Here is a 17,104-nt window from a genome sequence, read left to right on the forward strand (position 1 = left end):
ACGGCATAACCACAATCCTGGAGAGACCGAAATTTCCGATTCGTTTTCCCGTTCCCTGCGCCAGCTGTGGACGCTCGACAAGTTTGCCTACAGCTTCCGCGTGTTTCTGGCGTTCAGTGGCGCCATCGCGTTGAGCTGGTCCCAGGACCAGATCGCGCTCGCCATTCCGCTGTTTCTGGGCATCATCGCCAGCGCGCTCTCCGAGACCGACGACAACTGGGAAGGCCGCGTCCGCGCGCTGCTGGTCACGCTGATCTGCTTTCTGGTCGCCTCGAGCTCGGTGGAGCTACTGTTCCCCTGGCCCTGGCTATTCGCCCCCGGCCTCGCGCTATCGGCGTTCACTTTCATCATGCTCGGCGCGGTCGAGCAGCGCTACGCTACCATCGCCTCGGCGACGCTGATCCTGTCGGTCTACTCGATGATCAACATCGAGCAGCACGGCGGCACCACCGATGGCAATTTCTGGCAGCAACCGCTGCTGCTGGTCGCGGGCGCGGCATGGTACGGGGCGATCTCGGTCATCTGGTGTGCGTTGTTCTCGCGCCAGCCGGTCAAGCAGAGCATGGCGCAGCTGTATCGGGAACTGGGTGAGTATCTGATCATCAAGGCAACGCTGTTCGAACCGCTGCGCGGGGTCGACGTGGAGAGCCGGCGCGTCGCGCTGGCGCGTCAGAACGGCCGCGTGGTGACGGCGCTCAATCAGGCCAAGGAGATGATCTTCCGGCGTCTCGAGGGCCAACGCGGCAGCCGCAAGCTCAACCGGTACCTGCGGCTCTATTTCATCGCTCAGGATATTCACGAGCGGGTCAGTGCCTCGCACTATCCCTATTCCGCGCTGTCGGAGGCATTCTTTCACCACGACGTACTATTCCGCTGCCAGCGGCTGCTCGACCAGCAGGGCCGGGCTTGCAAGCGGCTGGCCAAGGCGCTGCTGTTGCGCCAGCCGTTCGACCACGGCCAGAGCGAGCAGGCACTGGAAGACCTGCGGGCCTCGATCGTCTACCTGCGTGCCCAGCGCAACCCGGCTTGGACGCCGCTGCTGCGTTCGCTGCAGGCGCTGGGACGCAATCTGGCGACGCTGGAGGACCAGCTCTCCAGCGCCAACAATCCGGATGCCGTGGCCGACCAGAAGGATGCCAGCCTGCTCAACCGCTCGCCGCGCAGCTTCAAGGACGCCTGGGAGCGCATTCGGCTCAACCTGACGCCGGGTTCGCCGACCTTCCGTCACGCGCTGCGGCTGTCGACCGCCCTGCTGGTAGGGTACGGCGTACTGCACCTGGTTCATCCGACACAGGGGTACTGGATCCTGCTGACCACGCTGTTCGTGTGTCGGCCCAACTTCGGGGCGACGCGGCGGTTCCTGCGCCAGCGCATCGTCGGGACGGTGCTGGGTCTGGTGGTGGGCTGGGCCCTGATCAGCCTGTTTCCCGACCCGCTGCTCCAGTCGCTGATCGCGGTGGTCGCCGGGGTCACCTTCTTCGCCAACCGGGAAAAGCACTACATCGTCGCCACCGCGGCCATCACCACGCTGGTGTTGAGCAGCTTCAATCAGGTCGGCGACGGCTTCGACCTGATCCTGCCGCGACTGATCGATACCCTGATCGGCGCGTTCATCTCGGGACTGGCGGTGTTCTTCATCCTGCCGGACTGGCAGGGGCGGCGGCTGCACAAGGTCGCCGCCACCGCGCTCACCAACAGCACGCTCTACCTGCGCGAGATCATCCACCAGTACGAGGCCGGCAAGCAGGACGATCTGGCCTATCGGCTGGCGCGACGCAACGCCCACAACGCCGATGCCGCGCTCTCGACGGTGCTGGCCAACATGCTCCAGGAGCCGGGGCACTACCGAAAGAAGGACGCCGACGAGGGCTTCCGGTTCCTGGTGGTCTCCCACACGCTGCTGGGCTATCTCTCCGCGCTGGGCGCGCACCGGGGCACGCTGACGCCGAGCGGGGCGGATATCGAGATCCATGCCGCCGCCCGCCGTATCGCCGATGGCTTCGATGCGATCGCCGCGAGTCTGGCCGCTCGCCAGCCGATCCCCGAACTCAACGACGAGCAGAGCGCGCTAATGGCGATCTTCGAGCAGGAGCCCGCCGCCGCCCAGGACGATGCCGATGACGAACGCCGCGTGATCCAGACCCAGTTGCTGCATATCAGCCGCCAGCTGGTGCCGATGAGCGAGGCGGCCGCTCGGCTGGTGGCACGCCCGGTCGAAGTGGCCGACGACGACAAGGCCGCCGAGGCGACCTGAGGTGCCGGACGCCGCTTGCGTCTAGACCTGCCCGTAGCGTCCGGCTTCGTCGCCCAGCCAGCGCCGGATCAGGAGTGCCTGCCTAGCGTGGTCGGCTTGGCCATTGGCTCGTCGCTGATATCACCGGGCTGCCTTGAAGCGTTACGGCGGTCTCTGGGCCGGTATCAAACTCTTTGAGTGCTTTTCACGTCACATTCTGAAGATGTGATAAGTAGCACCCGGGTGAAATGGCCTGCTGCAATCAGGGTGATGTCACTACTTCATCCTTGGCGTCGGCCTGTGTTGCATCACTTCTCGTCTCCGCAATCCAGCGGATAGCAGCGGCAAGCTCCCGGGATATGCCGGTCAGGCGCAATCGGTCACCGCTCATGGAGAACAGCGCATAGGGATAGGTTTGACGCTCGAAGGTGCTATCGTTGGGTAACGAGTAGTCGAGACCCGCCGGGTGACTGTCGCCTGCATTGATAGCGTCTTCTAGCGCTGGCAGGCGCAGATACCAGACCTGCTGGCACTTGTTCTGGTACTGCGATTGGGTTTCAGGAAACATCCCACCGTAGCCTGCCGGTTCGGCGTGCTCGAATGTGGTCAGCAGCGTTTCGATGTCTGGAGTGTCCGGCGAGTCGAGCTGGCCTGCGGATTTCATGAGACCGCGTGCGACATTGTGTGGTGCACGGGTTTCCATATCGATACTGGAGCGCCTGAGCCGCGAGAAGTCGGCATCGTCGATCCAGTTGTCGTTCTCTTTGAACGCCTTCTGCAGTGATGCGATATCGCTGGCAAAGCGTTGAAGCCAGTTGTCATAGAGTGCCTGGTCTATACCGAGCGAGTCGCTGGTTGCAGTCGCACAGTGATCGGATACCACTCGCTCCGGGCCGCGCTCGACCCAATCGGTGGGAATGCCTCTTGCCGCGCACGCCGCACAGTGCAGCGAACCGTCTTTGCCGCGCGCGAAGTGCAGACGCTCGTCTGATTCAATCAACGCACAGCTGGCGTCGTTGTATTGGGGCGATATCAGCAGGATGTCGAAGCCTCCATCGTTGGGGCAAACTGGCAACGAGCCGTTTAGCGCTTGGTCCATTCCCTTGAAAGCGTTGAAGAAGGCATAGGCTTTTTCGTCGCTTGAGAGTTGCAGGCTGGGATAGACGAGTTCACGCAAATTCCCCTCACTCACGCCCTTCACGACGGCTTCGGCATTCGTGTAGTCCTCGGGCAAGTAGCGGGCAGTGATGGTCGGCTGATATTGCTGGGCGCTAAATTGCCCGTCATAGGCGCCTCTCTCTAGTGCTTCATCTGTAGAGACATCGGCGGATGAAAGCTGCCAGTTAGCGGCCGCCTCGTCGTAAGTCAGTAGTGCGCCTCGCAAGCCCTCGGCGTCGACGATGGCGATGCGGATGCTGGACGCTTGCGTATCGGTCGCGATTCGCCTGATGGCACCGGCCTCGACCGGAATCAGCGTCTTGCCGGACTGTGTGATCAAGCCATGATGGTTGGCCTTGACGACATCGAAGAGCGCTCGCCGATAGTCATCTTCGAAGACATTGACCGCATCGAATGCCGTCTCCACTGGGCACTCGCCCGTGAGCAGGCTGCATATACCGGTTTTGCCGTCACGGATGACACGATACACCTGGCCTGCATTCGATAGTCGGCGAGCCGAATCGAAATCCGCCGGCAGGATCGTATCGCCGTTGGTATCGATGCTGCCGAAGTGGTGATCACGTCGCGTATAGAAGAAGTGCTGGGTTGGATCGCCCTCCCAGCGCTTGACAGTGATGAGATCCAGCCCATCCCACTCGGCGGGAATGATCTCGCGGCCGTCGATATCGGCGACGCCGACCTTGCCGCCGCCACCATCCGGCCAGGCATCAGGCGCAACCCGCAGATAGATGTCTGCTGGCTCTCCCGCGTTCAGCGGGTAGATCAATGCATAGGTCGGCGCGATGCGTTCGTGACCGTCGGCACCGATTAGCCCCATCTTGTCGCCAAGCTTTACGATCGCCGCATCGCTGCCTTCGATAGGATCGATTTTGTCGTAACGATCACCGGACAGTATGCTCTCGCCAGTAGCCGGATCGAGTACGCGCTGGCCAACCACGAGCAGCTTTGGCTCGCGCCAGATCTTGACGTCGGCCTCTCGCTCGACGCCCGCGACGATATCGCCACGGGCGTTATACACGGTGGTGCGGCGATGATCACGATCTGGCTCGAAGGTCGAGGCGAGCGCTAGCCCGTTCCATATCTGGATGTCGTCATAATCCATCGGCGCAACCACTTCGCCGTTTCGAGGATTGACCACACCAACCTTTTGGCCGCGCTCGGCGATCCATAAGTCGTCGCTGGCAAGCAGGCCCGGCAGGCGATCATACTCGATGGGGGTGCGCTGCACTCCGTCCAGCCCGAACACGCCGTAGTGGCCGTCTCGCTCCACGACGAACGCGTCGCTGTCGCGCTTGACGTCGAGACCGTCGTACACCGGCTTGAGTATCCAGCGTCCCTTGGACGACAGAATGCCTTTCTTGGCCGTGTAGGGAGTGTCACTGCCGTCACCTGTGTAGACCAGCACCCAGTCGTCGATCCGGTTCGTTGCCAGTACGTGATCGGCGATGATCTCGCCAGTCTCGGTGTCGAGGATCTGTGCGTGATCGCCCAGGCTCCTGACTGTCATGGCATCGTTGTCGTACAGATAGTGAGGAGAATCGGCATCTGCGGAGGCTGTCGGTAGGAGTATCGATCCGACGGCCAGTAACAGCGCAACGAGAGATGAATGGCTGCCGAGGAATCGCGCTGTCTGGAGGATCTGACGCATAATAGAGATTGGCCGATAGTGACATTTATGGGAGCAGTATAACGAGCGCACGACGCTCTGACTCACACCTGCCCGTACCTGCCGGCCTCGTCGCCCAGCCAGCGGCGGATCAGCGGTGGCGCGGCGTCGGGGGCTTCTTCCAGCAGCGCCTGGGCCAGGGCGGTGACGGTATCGAGCAGGTCGCGATCGCGCTCCAGGTCGGCGATCTTCATCTGCGCCAGGCCGGTCTGGCGGGTGCCGAGCACCTCGCCGGGGCCGCGCAGTTCGAGATCCTTCTCCGCCACCTTGAAGCCGTCGGTGGTGTCGCGCAGGATGCCGAGACGCTGGCGCGAGTGGTTCGACAGCGGCGGGTGATAGAGCAGCACGCAGTAGCTGTCGACGCTGCCTCGACCGACCCGGCCGCGAAGCTGATGCAGCTGGGAAAGCCCCAGCCGCTCGGGATTTTCGATGATCATCAGACTGGCGTTGGGCACGTCGACCCCGACCTCGATCACCGTGGTCGCCACCAGCAGGTCCAGCTCGCCGCGCTTGAAGGCGTCCATCACCTCGACCTTATCCTGCGCCTTCATGCGCCCGTGGACCAGCCCCACGTTGAGTTCCTCGAGCGCTTCCACCAGCGTATCGCGGGTGACTTCCGCGGCCTGGCAGGTCAACGTCTCCGACTCCTCGATCAGCGTGCAGACCCAGTAAGCCTGGCGACCGTCGGCGCAGGCGTTGCGGATGCGCTGGATCACCTCCGGACGACGTTCGTCGGGGACGGCGACGGTATGCACCGGGGTGCGGCCCGGCGGCAGCTCGTCGATCACCGACAGGTCGAGATCGGCGTAGGCGCTCATCGCCAGGGTGCGCGGGATCGGCGTGGCGGTCATGATCAGCTGGTGCGGGGTCAGGCCGCCGGATTCCCCTTTCTGGCGCAGCGCGAGGCGCTGGTGAACGCCGAATCGATGCTGCTCGTCGATCACCGCCAGCCCCAGGCGGTGGAAGAGCACGTCGTCCTGGAACAGCGCGTGGGTGCCGACGGCGACCTGCACGCGACCATCGGCGATGGCCGCCTTGGTATCCAGCCGCGCCTTGCCCTTGAGCTTGCCGGCCAGCCAGCCGACCTCGATTCCCAGCGGTTCGAGCCAGGCCCGGAACTGGCGAAAGTGCTGCTCGGCGAGAATCTCGGTGGGCGCCATCACCGCCGCCTGACAGCCGCCGGCGATGGCGTTCAGCACCGCCATGGCGGCGACCACGGTCTTGCCCGAGCCGACGTCGCCCTGTACCAGCCGCAGCATCGGCACTTCGCGCTCCAGGTCGCGCCCGATCTCCTCCAGTACGCGGCGCTGGGCCTGGGTCAGCGAGAACGGCAGCTGGGTCAGGAAGCGCGCCTGCAGGTTGCTGCTCGCCGCCAGTTTGGGGGCACCGTCGGCCTGAATTCGCAGGCGGACCTGGCGCAGACTCAGTTGATGGGCCAGCAGCTCTTCCAGCGCCAATCGCCGCTGGGCGGGGTGACGACCATCGGCCAGGCGCTCCTGCGGCGCGTCCGGCGGGGGTTCGTGCAGATAACGCAGCGATTCGGTCAGCCCGGGCAGCCGAAAGCGTCCCCGCAACGGTTCGGGGATCCACTCCGGCAGGCTTTCGGGCGCTTTTGCCAGCCGCTTCAGCGCCTGCTGGATCAAGGCGCGCAACCGCGGCTGTGCCAGACCTTCGGTGGTCGGATAGATCGGCGTCAGATGTTCGTCCACCGGTGCCGCTTCGATCTGGATCAGGCGATATTCCGGATGGTAGATCTCGAGCCCGGTGCTGCCGGCACGGGCCTCACCGAAGCAGCGCACCTGAACGCCCTTGGCGAACTGCTGCTGCTGGGCCGGCGAGAAGTGGAAGAAGCGCAGGCTGAGAATGCCGGAGCCATCCTTGAGCCGGACCAGCAGGCTGCGGCGACGGCCGCGAACGACTTCGGCGGCGCTGACTTCGCCTTCGACCACCGCTTCGGTGCCGGCACGCAGGGTGCCGATCGGCGTGATCCGCGTTCGGTCCTGATAGCGCAGCGGCAGGTGAAACAGCAGATCGGCGATGTGCTCGATGCGCAGTCTGGCCAGTTTGCCGGCCAGCGCTTCGCCGACGCCGGAGAGGTCGGTTACCGGAGCATCGAGGCTCATGCGGCCTCGACGTCGCTGCCCTGGATTTTATCGATCGCCTGAATCAGGGCATCGATCGCCTTGGGTCGCGGAAAGCTCGCGCGCCACGCCAGCGCCACGCTGCGCGAGGGTGCGTTGCCCTTGAACGGGCGGCTCTCCAGCAGGCCGTTTTCGTAGTGACTGGTGCCGATCGCCAGTTTCGGCAGCACCGTGATGCCCAAACCCGAGGCGACCATGTGGCGGATGGTCTCCAGCGAGCCGCCCTCGGCGATCAGGGTGTTCGAGGGGTTGTTGAGTTGCGCGTTGATGGCCGGGCAGGCTTCCAGAATCTGGTCGCGGAAACAGTGACCTTCACCGAGCAGCAGCAGACGTTCGGTGAGCAGATCCTCCTTGTCGATCGCGGCTTTCTGCGTCCACGGATGGCCGGCCGGCAGCAGCACTTCGAACGGCTCTTCGTAGAGCGTCTTGGTCACCACGTCGGATTCGTTGAACGGCAGCGCCACGAAGATGGCATCGAGCTCGCCACTGCGCAGCTTGCGCCGCAACACGCCGGTGAAGCTCTCTTCGATATAGAGCGGCATCTGCGGTGCGATGCGCGACAGCGCCGGGATCAGGTGCGGAAACAGGTAAGGGCCGATGGTATAGATGGCACCGAGGCGCAGCGGGCTGATCAGCTGGTCCTTGCCTTCGGTGGCCAGCTCCCGGATCAGCGTGGCCTGCTCCAGCACCCGCTGGGCCTGCTCGACGATCCGCTCGCCCAACGGGGTCACCTGGACGGTGGATTTGGAGCGTTCGAACAGGGCGATGCCGAGTTCGTCCTCGAGCTTTTTCACTGCCACGGAAAGCGTCGGCTGGGAAACGAAGCAGCGCTCGGCGGCGCGACCGAAGTGACGCTCCTGGGCCAAGGTTACGATGTAGCGGAGTTCTGTTAGAGTCATTAGCTGGGACCGAAAGGCTCCCTGTCTGCGCGATACGGCGAATGAATAAAGCGACTAAATGGCGCGAATGAGTCGATAGGTACGCAGTTCTCGTGGTTGTGCGCGTCCTCAAGGACGAATCATCAAGGACGTTTTACCAAGAGGCTAGGGAAAGGTGAAGAAAACTACGCTAATTCTCGGTTGCGGCGATATCGGCACCCAGCTCGGGAAGCAGTTGATCGACGCCGGCCAGCGTGTGATCGGCGCGCGGCGCAACGTCGCTGCGCTCGATGGAACCGGTATCGAGGCGGTGGCGCTGGACGTGACCGACGAGGCGGCAGTGGCGGCGCTGCCGGATGCCGATATCATCGTCTACTCGGTGACCGCGGACCGGTTCGAGGAGTCGGCTTACGAGGCGGCTTATCCGACGGGATTGAAGGCGGTGCTGCAGGCGTTCGGCTCCCGTAAAAAGAAGCCCGAACGGATATTTTTCGTCTCTTCGACCAGTGTCTACGCCCAGCAGGCGGGCGAAGCGGTCGATGAAACCACCGACACCGAGCCCCACGGCTTCTCCGGCACGCTGATGCGCGAAGCCGAGCAGGCGCTGCTTGCACATGATCTGCCGGGCACGGCGCTGCGTTTCTCGGGCATCTACGGTCCGGGACGCGATCGCTTGATCCGCCAGGTGAGCGAAGGTCGGATCGCCGCCTCCAATCCGCCGATGTACTCCAACCGCATCCATCGCGACGACTGCGCGGGCGTGATCGCCCACCTGATCCAGCTGACGTTGGATGGCAAGTCGCTGGAGCCGATCTATCTCGCCAGCGACTGCGATTCGGCGCCGCTGCATGAAGTGATGGCCTGGATCGCCAAGCGGCTCAAGGTCGAGACGCCGGACGTCATCCAGTCTCCGCTGCGCCGTCGTTCGAGCAAGCGCTGCAACAACCAGCGTCTGCTGGATTCCGGCTACACGTTTCGCTATCCCACCTTCCGGGAAGGTTACGAGGACGTGCTGCAGCAGGGCGGTTTCCTTCCCGCCGAGGAACAATCCGGTGGCAGGAAAAAGGCCGGTGGCAGGACGAGCAAGGCGAAAGCCTGACGGCTGACCTCACCTGCGCATGACGATTCGACGACGAATTCGTGTCAACGACATGACGCGAATCGTCAAACCACTGATAGACAGGACAAAGCGCCCACGGGCGCTTTTTTCGTTGCCCGCCCCGTCCCTCCCTCTTGTCATCGTTTCTTAATTGTCTAGATAAATAACCGTCACACGACGTCGCCAGACTGTGTTCAACATTTCGGGGCCAGGGGTTGATGATCCGACCCACGGCCCGACACTTTCCGGGACGACTCGCATGACCGCCATCGTTAGCGTCGAACGGCTCGACAAATCCTTCGGCACCCATGCCGCACTGCGCGAAATCGGGTTCGAGATCGCCAGTGGCGAAATGGTCACCCTGATCGGGCCATCGGGTTCGGGCAAGTCGACCCTGCTGCGCCATCTCGTCGGGCTGACCCGTGCCGACCGCCAGTCGCACAGCCATGTCCGGGTGCTGGATCGCGACGTGCAGCGTCATGGCCGGCTGCTGGGCGCCAGCCGCGAGCAGCGCCGTCGCTGCGGCTACATCTTCCAGCAGTTCAATCTCGCCGGGCGTCTCAGCGTACTGACCAATGTCTTGATCGGCCATCTTGGCGCGATGCCGCGCTGGCGGGCGCTGATCGGCCAGTTTACCCAGCAGGAGCGGGACCTGGCGCTGCGAGCACTGGAGCGCGTGGGCATCGTCGGCCTGGCCCATCAGCGCGCCAATACGCTTTCCGGTGGTCAGATGCAGCGCGTCGCCATCGCCCGGGCGCTGGTTCAGGAGGCCGAGGTGATCTTCGCCGACGAGCCGATCGCCTCTCTCGACCCGCGCAGTGCCCGCGAGGTGATGGAGATTCTGCAGCGGATCAACCGCGAGGACGGCCGCACCGTCGTCGTCACGCTGCATCAGGTCGAGGTCGCGCGTCGCTACTGCCGTCGCGCCATCGCCCTCAAGCAGGGGCGTCTCTACTACGACGGGCCGATCGAAGGCCTCACCGACGGCCGCCTGCAGGCGCTCTACGAAAACGCCGGTCTCGACGAGCTAGAAACTCGCCAGCCTGAACATCGGCTCGCGCCGCCGCTGCATGCGGTGGGCTGATCCGGGCGCTCGCTCGCCCGCCGATCACCGAGCCGTCATCACCGAGCCGTCATCACAGAGCCATCACCAGCGATTCGCCAACAACGATCCATCACCGACGACACTCCAAGGAAACGACATGATCTCATCCCGTCTACGCCGTGCGGCCCTGCCGCTGATCGCCGGGCTCGGTCTGCTCGGCAGCACGCTTGCCGTCAGTTCGGCCCAGGCCGCCGACCAGCCGCTGCGCTTCGGCATCATCTCCACCGAGTCGAGCACCAACCAGTCGACCCAGTGGCAGCCGTTCCTGGACGACATGTCCGACGCGCTGGGTGTCGAGGTCAAGCCGTTCTTCGCCACCGACTACGCCGCGGTGATCCAGGCGATGCGTTTCGACAAGGTCGATCTCGCCTGGTACGGCAACAAGTCGGCGATGGAAGCAGTCGATCGCGCCGGTGGCGAAATCTTCGCCCAGACCGTCGCCGCCAACGGCGCGCCGGGCTACTGGAGTCTGATGATCGTCAACAAGTCGAGCCCCTACGACACCATCGACGAGGTGCTGGATCACGCCAGTGAGTTGACCTTCGGCAACGGCGATCCCAACTCCACTTCCGGGTATCTGGTGCCGGGTTACTACGTCTTCGCCAAGAATCACATCGACCCCAATACCGCGTTCAAGCGCACGCTCAACGCCAACCATGAGACCAACGCGCTGACCGTTGCCAACGGCCAGGTGGATGTCGCGACGTTCAATACCGAGAGCATGGAGCGTCTGGAGATCACCCATCCCGACAAGGCCGCGCAGCTGAAGGTGGTCTGGAAGTCGCCGCTGATCCCCTCCGACCCGCTGGTCTGGCGCACCGACCTGCCCCAGCAGACCAAGGACGAGCTGCGCGATTTCTTCCTGAGCTATGGCGATACCGCCAGGCAGAAGCAGATCCTCGAGCCGCTTCAGTGGTCCGGCTTCGCCGCTTCCGACAACGACCAGCTGCTGCCGATCCGTCAGCTCGAGCTGTTCAAGCAGCGCGCCCAGGTCGCCGCCGACGATTCCCTCGATGCCGACGACAAGCAGCAGAAGCTGGCGGATCTCGACGCTCGCCTCGAGTCGTTGAACGAGCGCATGGATGCCCGCGAGGCCGCCCAGGCCCAGCCGGCCGGCAACACCACCGCGATGGCGACGCAGTAAAGAAGACGTGTTCTGAACACGAGTCTCTGACAGGCCAGGGCGGACTTCGACGTTCCCACTGCCCTGGCCATCTTCATGATCGATGCAGCGGAGTCCATGCATGACCACTTCCACACTCGATGCGCGAGCCCGCTCCGGCAAGCGCAGCTGGACCGCGCTGCTCGGCTGGGTCATCGCCGTGGGCGTACTCGGCTGGGCCTGGCAGGGCGCCGAAATGGCCCCGAGCCTGCTGTTCCAGAACGCCGGCAACATGGCGACCCTGGCCGCCGACTTCGTGCCGCCCACCTTCGGCAGTCTCGATCACTATATCGATCAGATGCTGGTGACCATCCAGATCGCGATCTGGGGCACGCTGCTGGCAGTGCTGTTCGCGATCCCGTTCGGGCTGCTCTCCTCGGACAACCTGGCGCCATGGTGGATCAACCAGCCCGTGCGTCGGCTGATGGATGCGTGCCGCGCGATCAACGAGCTGGTGTTCGCGATGCTGTTCGTGGTCGCCGTCGGCCTGGGGCCGTTCGCCGGGACCATGGCGCTGTTCGTCCATACCACCGGCGTGCTCGCCAAGCTGTTCTCGGAAGCGGTGGAAGCCACCGATGCCGGACCGATGGAAGGCGTGCGCGTCACCGGCGCCGGGCGCCTGGAAGAGATCGTCTTCGGCCTGATCCCCCAGGTGCTGCCACTGTGGATCTCGGTCAGCCTGTACCGCTTCGAGTCCAACATTCGCTCCGCCACGGTGCTCGGCATGGTCGGCGGCGGCGGTATCGGCGTCTCGCTGTGGGAAACCATGCGCGGATTCCAGTACACCGAGACCGCCACGATCATGCTGGTGATCATCGTCGCCGTCACCTTGCTGGACATGGTGTCGCAGCGTGTTCGCAAGCGTTTCATCTGATGCCGGGGCTTCCCCCCGGTTTTTTGGGCCACATGATGTCTAGACAAATTCTGACGATACCCCGCTACCGCGAACTGGCCGAAGTGCTGGTGCGCGAGGTCCGCGCCGACTACGCGCCGGGCGATCTGCTGCCGACCGAGGCGCAGCTGGCCAAGCGCTTCGCGGTCAATCGCCACACGGTGCGCCGGGCGCTGGACGAACTGGTCGCCGCCGGCATGGTGACGCGCCACCAGGGGCGCGGTACCCAGGTGGTCGATCGTCGGCTCGACTACGCCGTCAGCGCCGGCAGCAAGGTGACCCAGAATCTGGCCGGACTCGGCCTGCCTTCGAACACCTGCTGTCTCGAACAGGGACTCGTCAATCCTCCCGAGGCCATCGCCCAGCGCTTCGGACGACCCGCCGACGAGCCGCTGCTGCGGGTCGATACCGTGCGCACCGTCGACGATGCCCCGCTGATGCGGCTGCGTCACTGGTTCGATCCCGAGCGGGTGCCGGGCTGGCTCGAGCGCTATCGCGGCGGCTCCACCCGGGCGCTGCTCGGCCAGCACTACGGCCTGCGCCTGCATCGGCGGCGGGTGCGCATCGATGCCGTTCCCGCGGATCGCGACGACACCCGCTGGCTGCAGTGTCCGCTCAATGCGCCGCTGCTGGTGATGACCAGCGATAACACCGATGCGGCCGGCAGGCTGGTCGAGGTGTCCGTGGGCCGGGCGCGCGCCGACCGGCTCTCCTATCACGTCGATTTCGACACCGACCCCATGGATTCCGACACCGACGAGGTTGCGTCATGAGTCACACATCACGAAACGCGCGTCAGCGCTTGCTGGCGCTCTCCTCCCGTCAGCATATCGAGGCCCGTTGGGGCGCACTGGGCGCGTTGCTCGGCGATTTCCCCCCGCACCGCTGCGTACGCGGCCCGGAAACCGGCATGGCGATGCTCAAGGGTCGCACCGGCGGCACCGGCAACGCCTTCCATCTCGGCGAGATGACCCTGACCCGCGCCAGCGTCGCGCTCGACGACGGCACCCTCGGCCACGGCTGGGTACGGGGTCGCGACCACCGCCACGCCGAGCTGATCGCGCTGGCCGATGCCGTCGCCCAGCACCCCGAGTGGCAGCAGACACTCGAGACGCAGCTGCTGGCGCCGCTGGCCGCCGAACTGGCCGAGCGCCAGCGCCGTGACGTCGCCACCGCCGCCGCCACCCGCGTCGATTTCTTCACTCTCGTACGTGGTGAATGAACCCGAAGGAGAAGCGTGATGAATCTATCCTGGCCCGCCCTGGATGACACCGTCCATGACAGCCAACGCCTGTTTCGGCAGGTACTTGGCGCCATGTCCGAGCCCGGCACCGTGCATGAACTGGTCGTGCCGACACCGCCTGCCCAGCCGCAGAAGCCGCTTCTGGGCGCCGCCCTGTGGGGCGCGCTGCTGAGTCTGTGCGATCTGGATACCACGATCTGGATCGGCGCCGAGCTCGACTCGCCGGCCCTGCGCGAGGCGCTGACCTTTCACACCGGGGCGCGAATCACCGATGACCCGGCGAGTGCCGATTTCGCGCTGCTGACCCACGGGTCCTTCGATCCGCGCACGCCTTTCGCGGTGGGCAGCGACACCTATCCCGATCGCGGCACCACGCTGCTGGTCGCCGTCGAGCGACTGGCCAACGCCGGGCCTTGGCGTCTCTCCGGGCCTGGCATCGAGACCACCCGCGCACTCGACATCGGCGATTCCCCCGGCTGCCGGGCGCTGATGGATCGGCTGGCCGCCAACCGCGCCAGTTTCCCGCGGGGTTTGGACATGATCTTCGGCTGCGGCGCGCAGCTGGCGGCAGTGCCCCGCAGCACGCGCGTCGATTCTCGGGAGGTGAACTGATGTACGTTGCCGTCAAGGGAGGCGAGCAGGCGATCGCCAACGCCCACCGCTGGCTGGCCGACCGCCGCCGCGGCGATCGCGATCGCCCGGAACTCGAGGTCGCCCAGATCGGCGATCAGCTGCGCCTGGCCGTCGACCGGGTGATGAGCGAGGCCTCGCTCTACGACCCCGAACTCGCCGCGCTGGCGTTCAAGCAGGCCAGCGGCGATCTGACCGAGGCCGTGTTCCTGCTGCGGGCCTATCGCACCACGCTGCCGCGACTCGCCGTCAGCGAGCCGCTCGACACCGCCAGCATGCGCATCGAACGCCGCATCAGCGCCACTTACAAGGATATCCCCGGCGGCCAGATCCTGGGCCCGACCTACGACTACACCCACCGCCTGCTCGATTTCCTCCAGCTGGCCGGCGCCGAGGTGCCGCCTGCCGAGACCCGGGACGATGTCACCGACGCCGAGGCGTGCCCGCAGATTCTGGCGCTGCTCAACGACGAAGGGCTGGTGGAGCAGGAGATCGACGACGGCAGTGAGCCTGCGGACATCACCCGCGATCCGCCGGATTACCCGATGGACCGCGCCGCCCGACTGCAGATGCTGGCCCGAGGCGACGAGGGCTACCTGCTGGCGCTGGGGTACTCGACCCAACGCGGCTACGGCCGCAATCATCCGTTTGCCGGCGAGATCCGCCTGGGCCAGGTGGAAGTGGAGATCCACGTCGCCGAGTGGGACGAGACCATCTGCGTCGGCGAGATCGCGCTGAGCGAGTGCCAGATGATCAACCAGTTCGGCGGTAGCCGGGAAGCCGCACCGCAGTTCACGCGGGGTTACGGCCTCGCCTTCGGCCACAACGAGCGCAAGACCATGGCCATGGCGCTGGTCGATCGTGCGCTGCGCGCCGAGGAGCTGGGCGAGCCGATCATCGGCCCCGCCCAGCAGGCGGAGTTCGTGCTGGCGCACGCCGACAGCGTCGACGCCGCCGGCTTCGTCTCGCATCTGAAACTGCCGCACTACGTCGACTTCCAGTCCGAGCTCGATCTGCTCCGGCGCCTGCGCCGCGAACATGCTCGAAATTCTTCACCTGAGCTGGGCGAATCGCTGGATCGACCTTCCACGGAGGAAGAAACGTCAGCGAGGAAGTCGGGACAAGGCAAACACGACCAAGAAAGCGGAGTTCATGGGTTATGAATGAGCATTTTGAGGGCGTGTTTAACGCCGTATCCGGCGACGCAGCTAGTTTCGGGAGCTCAATATGAACGGATACAACTTCGCCTACCTCGACGAACAGACGAAAAGAATGATCCGCCGTGCGCTGCTCAAGGCGGTGGCGATTCCCGGCTACCAGGTGCCGTTCGGCGGCCGCGAGATGCCGATGCCCTACGGCTGGGGCACCGGCGGCGTGCAGCTCACCGCCAGCATTCTCGGGGCCGACGACATTCTCAAGGTGATCGATCAAGGCGCCGACGACACCACCAACGCGGTCAGCATCCGCCACTTTTTCCAGCGCGTGGCCGGGGTCGAGACCACCACCGCGACCACCGCGGCGGACGTGATCCAGACCCGCCACCGGATTCCCGAGACGCCGCTGCGAAGCGGTCAGATTCTGGTGTTCCAGGTGCCGATCCCCGAGCCGCTGCGCTTCATCGAGCCCAGCGAGCAGGAGACCCGGCTGATGCACGCGCTGGAGGAGTACGGCGTGATGCACGTCAAGCTCTACGAGGACATCGCCCGCTACGGCCACATCGCCACCACCTACGCCTATCCGGTCAAGGTGGACGGGCGCTACGTGATGGACCCGTCGCCGATCCCCAAGTTCGACAACCCCAAGCTCGACGGCAATCCGGCGCTGATGCTGTTCGGCGCCGGTCGCGAGAAGCGGCTCTACGCGATCCCGCCCTACACCCGGGTCGAGAGTCTCGACTTCGAGGACCATCCGTTCGAGATCCAGAGCTGGGAGCATAGCTGCGCGCTGTGCGGCAGCGATCACAGCTATCTCGACGAAGTGATCACCGACGACAAGGGCGGGCGGATGTTCGTCTGCTCCGATACCGACTACTGCCAGACCCGGCGGGGAGAAGTGGCATGAAGAAGCCGGCACTGGAACGTCCGGTTCTGCTCGACGTTCAGGACATCACCCGACTCTACGGCCCGGCCAAGGGCTGCGAGGCGATCGACTTTCAACTGCATGCCGGAGAGGTGCTGGGCATCGTCGGCGAGTCCGGCTCCGGCAAGTCGACGCTGTTGCGCGTGCTTGCCGGGCTCGAAGCGCCGGATGCCGGGCGCGTGGTCTATCGACGGCATGCCGGAGAAGACGTGCTAGACCGGGATGAGGCCGAGCTCGATCTCTACGCCATCGGCGAGGCGCAGCGCCGGGCGCTGCTGCGCCTCGAGTGGGGGCTGGTGCACCAGAATCCCCGCGACGGCCTGCGCATGGGCGTTTCCGCCGGGGCCAACATCGGCGAGCGGCTGATGGCCCAGGGCCAGCGCCACTACGGCCAGCTCAGAGAGACGGGCCAGGCGTGGATGCGCCAGGTCGAACTCGATGCTGGGCGTATCGACGATGCGCCGCGCACGTTCTCCGGCGGCATGCAGCAGCGCCTGCAGATCGCCCGCACCCTGGTCACCCGGCCGCGGCTGGTGTTCATGGACGAGCCCACCGGCGGACTCGACGTCTCGGTCCAGGCGCGCCTGCTCGACATGCTGCGCACGCTGGTGAGAAGCCTCGGTCTCTCGGTGGTGCTGGTGACCCACGATCTCGCCGTGGCGCGCCTGCTCGCCCACCGGCTGATGGTGATGCGCCGCGGTCAGGTTGTGGAGACCGGCCTCACCGATCAGATTCTCGATGACCCGCAGCACGAATATACGCAGCTGCTGGTTTCTTCTGTCCTGACGCCCTGAGGG

General features: G+C 65.0%; 14 protein-coding genes. 11 read left to right on the forward strand and 3 right to left on the reverse strand.

Features of this window, described 5'->3' with window-relative positions:
- Positions 1 to 31: 31 nt before the first annotated feature.
- On the forward strand, positions 32 to 2,254 hold the full coding sequence (yccS, locus tag DOM36_RS06300) for a YccS family putative transporter (RefSeq protein ID WP_110642017.1): 2,223 nt from the start codon (positions 32 to 34) through the stop codon (positions 2,252 to 2,254).
- Positions 2,255 to 2,495: 241 nt separating this feature from the next.
- Here yccS and DOM36_RS06305 read toward each other — a convergent pair whose 3' ends face one another.
- From DOM36_RS06305 to DOM36_RS06315, 3 genes are all read right to left on the reverse strand, one after another.
- On the reverse strand, positions 2,496 to 5,060 hold the full coding sequence (locus DOM36_RS06305; protein WP_110642019.1) for a WG repeat-containing protein: 2,565 nt from the start codon (positions 5,058 to 5,060) through the stop codon (positions 2,496 to 2,498).
- Between the two features lie 62 nt (positions 5,061 to 5,122).
- Entirely contained in the window at positions 5,123 to 7,201 is a 2,079-nt protein-coding gene (gene recG, locus DOM36_RS06310) for an ATP-dependent DNA helicase RecG (protein WP_110642021.1), read from the reverse strand.
- A complete protein-coding gene (locus DOM36_RS06315; RefSeq protein ID WP_075569463.1) occupies positions 7,198 to 8,118 on the reverse strand; it encodes a hydrogen peroxide-inducible genes activator in 921 nt (306 codons plus the stop codon). Before DOM36_RS06315 ends, recG begins: the two co-directional genes overlap by 4 nt.
- A 154-nt stretch (positions 8,119 to 8,272) precedes the next feature.
- Between DOM36_RS06315 and DOM36_RS06320 the strand changes: the two genes are divergently transcribed.
- The 10 genes from DOM36_RS06320 (at position 8,273) to phnK (ending at position 17,101) form a co-directional block, all read left to right on the forward strand.
- Positions 8,273 to 9,196 (forward strand): SDR family oxidoreductase, encoded by a 924-nt coding sequence (locus DOM36_RS06320; protein WP_075569462.1) that lies wholly within the window; start codon positions 8,273 to 8,275, stop codon positions 9,194 to 9,196.
- A gap of 259 nt (positions 9,197 to 9,455) precedes the next feature.
- Complete coding sequence (phnC, locus tag DOM36_RS06325; protein ID WP_110642023.1) at positions 9,456 to 10,280, forward strand: phosphonate ABC transporter ATP-binding protein; 825 nt, start codon at positions 9,456 to 9,458, stop codon at positions 10,278 to 10,280.
- 118 nt (positions 10,281 to 10,398) lie between these two features.
- On the forward strand, positions 10,399 to 11,445 hold the full coding sequence (phnD, locus tag DOM36_RS06330; RefSeq protein ID WP_110642025.1) for a phosphonate ABC transporter substrate-binding protein: 1,047 nt from the start codon (positions 10,399 to 10,401) through the stop codon (positions 11,443 to 11,445).
- 100 nt (positions 11,446 to 11,545) lie between these two features.
- Positions 11,546 to 12,337 (forward strand): phosphonate ABC transporter, permease protein PhnE, encoded by a 792-nt coding sequence (gene phnE / locus DOM36_RS06335; RefSeq protein ID WP_110642027.1) that lies wholly within the window; start codon positions 11,546 to 11,548, stop codon positions 12,335 to 12,337.
- Between the two features lie 32 nt (positions 12,338 to 12,369).
- Positions 12,370 to 13,128 (forward strand): phosphonate metabolism transcriptional regulator PhnF, encoded by a 759-nt coding sequence (gene phnF, locus DOM36_RS06340; RefSeq protein ID WP_232823752.1) that lies wholly within the window; start codon positions 12,370 to 12,372, stop codon positions 13,126 to 13,128.
- On the forward strand, positions 13,125 to 13,577 hold the full coding sequence (phnG, locus tag DOM36_RS06345) for a phosphonate C-P lyase system protein PhnG (protein WP_110642031.1): 453 nt from the start codon (positions 13,125 to 13,127) through the stop codon (positions 13,575 to 13,577). Before phnF ends, phnG begins: the two co-directional genes overlap by 4 nt.
- 18 nt (positions 13,578 to 13,595) lie before the next feature.
- Complete coding sequence (phnH, locus tag DOM36_RS06350) at positions 13,596 to 14,210, forward strand: phosphonate C-P lyase system protein PhnH (protein ID WP_110642033.1); 615 nt, start codon at positions 13,596 to 13,598, stop codon at positions 14,208 to 14,210.
- Positions 14,210 to 15,391 carry a carbon-phosphorus lyase complex subunit PhnI gene (locus DOM36_RS06355; RefSeq protein WP_110642035.1) on the forward strand — a complete coding sequence of 394 codons (1,182 nt, stop codon included), beginning with the start codon at positions 14,210 to 14,212 and terminating at the stop codon, positions 15,389 to 15,391. Before phnH ends, DOM36_RS06355 begins: the two co-directional genes overlap by 1 nt.
- Before the next feature lie 64 nt (positions 15,392 to 15,455).
- A complete protein-coding gene (locus DOM36_RS06360) occupies positions 15,456 to 16,289 on the forward strand; it encodes an alpha-D-ribose 1-methylphosphonate 5-phosphate C-P-lyase PhnJ (RefSeq protein ID WP_110642037.1) in 834 nt (277 codons plus the stop codon).
- Positions 16,286 to 17,101 (forward strand): phosphonate C-P lyase system protein PhnK, encoded by an 816-nt coding sequence (gene phnK, locus DOM36_RS06365; RefSeq protein WP_075569454.1) that lies wholly within the window; start codon positions 16,286 to 16,288, stop codon positions 17,099 to 17,101. The genes DOM36_RS06360 and phnK overlap by 4 nt, the downstream gene beginning before the upstream one ends.
- The last annotated feature ends 3 nt before the right edge of the window (positions 17,102 to 17,104 follow it).

Origin of the sequence: Salinicola sp. CPA57, assembly GCF_003206035.1 — a bacterium.
Taxonomy (GTDB): Bacteria; Pseudomonadota; Gammaproteobacteria; order Pseudomonadales; family Halomonadaceae; genus Salinicola; species Salinicola socius.

Bases quoted from the DNA above. Each gene is read 5' to 3' on its own strand.
- DOM36_RS06305 (WP_110642019.1), bottom strand. From the start codon at position 5,060: ATGCGTCAGATCCTCCAGACAGCGCGATTCCTCGGCAGCCATTCATCT.
- recG (WP_110642021.1), bottom strand. From the start codon at position 7,201: ATGAGCCTCGATGCTCCGGTAACCGACCTCTCCGGCGTCGGCGAAGCG.
- DOM36_RS06315 (WP_075569463.1), bottom strand. From the start codon at position 8,118: ATGACTCTAACAGAACTCCGCTACATCGTAACCTTGGCCCAGGAGCGT.
- phnC (WP_110642023.1), top strand. From the start codon at position 9,456: ATGACCGCCATCGTTAGCGTCGAACGGCTCGACAAATCCTTCGGCACC.
- phnD (WP_110642025.1), top strand. From the start codon at position 10,399: ATGATCTCATCCCGTCTACGCCGTGCGGCCCTGCCGCTGATCGCCGGG.
- phnE (WP_110642027.1), top strand. From the start codon at position 11,546: ATGACCACTTCCACACTCGATGCGCGAGCCCGCTCCGGCAAGCGCAGC.
- phnF (WP_232823752.1), top strand. From the start codon at position 12,370: ATGATGTCTAGACAAATTCTGACGATACCCCGCTACCGCGAACTGGCC.
- phnG (WP_110642031.1), top strand. From the start codon at position 13,125: ATGAGTCACACATCACGAAACGCGCGTCAGCGCTTGCTGGCGCTCTCC.
- phnH (WP_110642033.1), top strand. From the start codon at position 13,596: ATGAATCTATCCTGGCCCGCCCTGGATGACACCGTCCATGACAGCCAA.
- DOM36_RS06355 (WP_110642035.1), top strand. From the start codon at position 14,210: ATGTACGTTGCCGTCAAGGGAGGCGAGCAGGCGATCGCCAACGCCCAC.
- DOM36_RS06360 (WP_110642037.1), top strand. From the start codon at position 15,456: ATGAACGGATACAACTTCGCCTACCTCGACGAACAGACGAAAAGAATG.
- phnK (WP_075569454.1), top strand. From the start codon at position 16,286: ATGAAGAAGCCGGCACTGGAACGTCCGGTTCTGCTCGACGTTCAGGAC.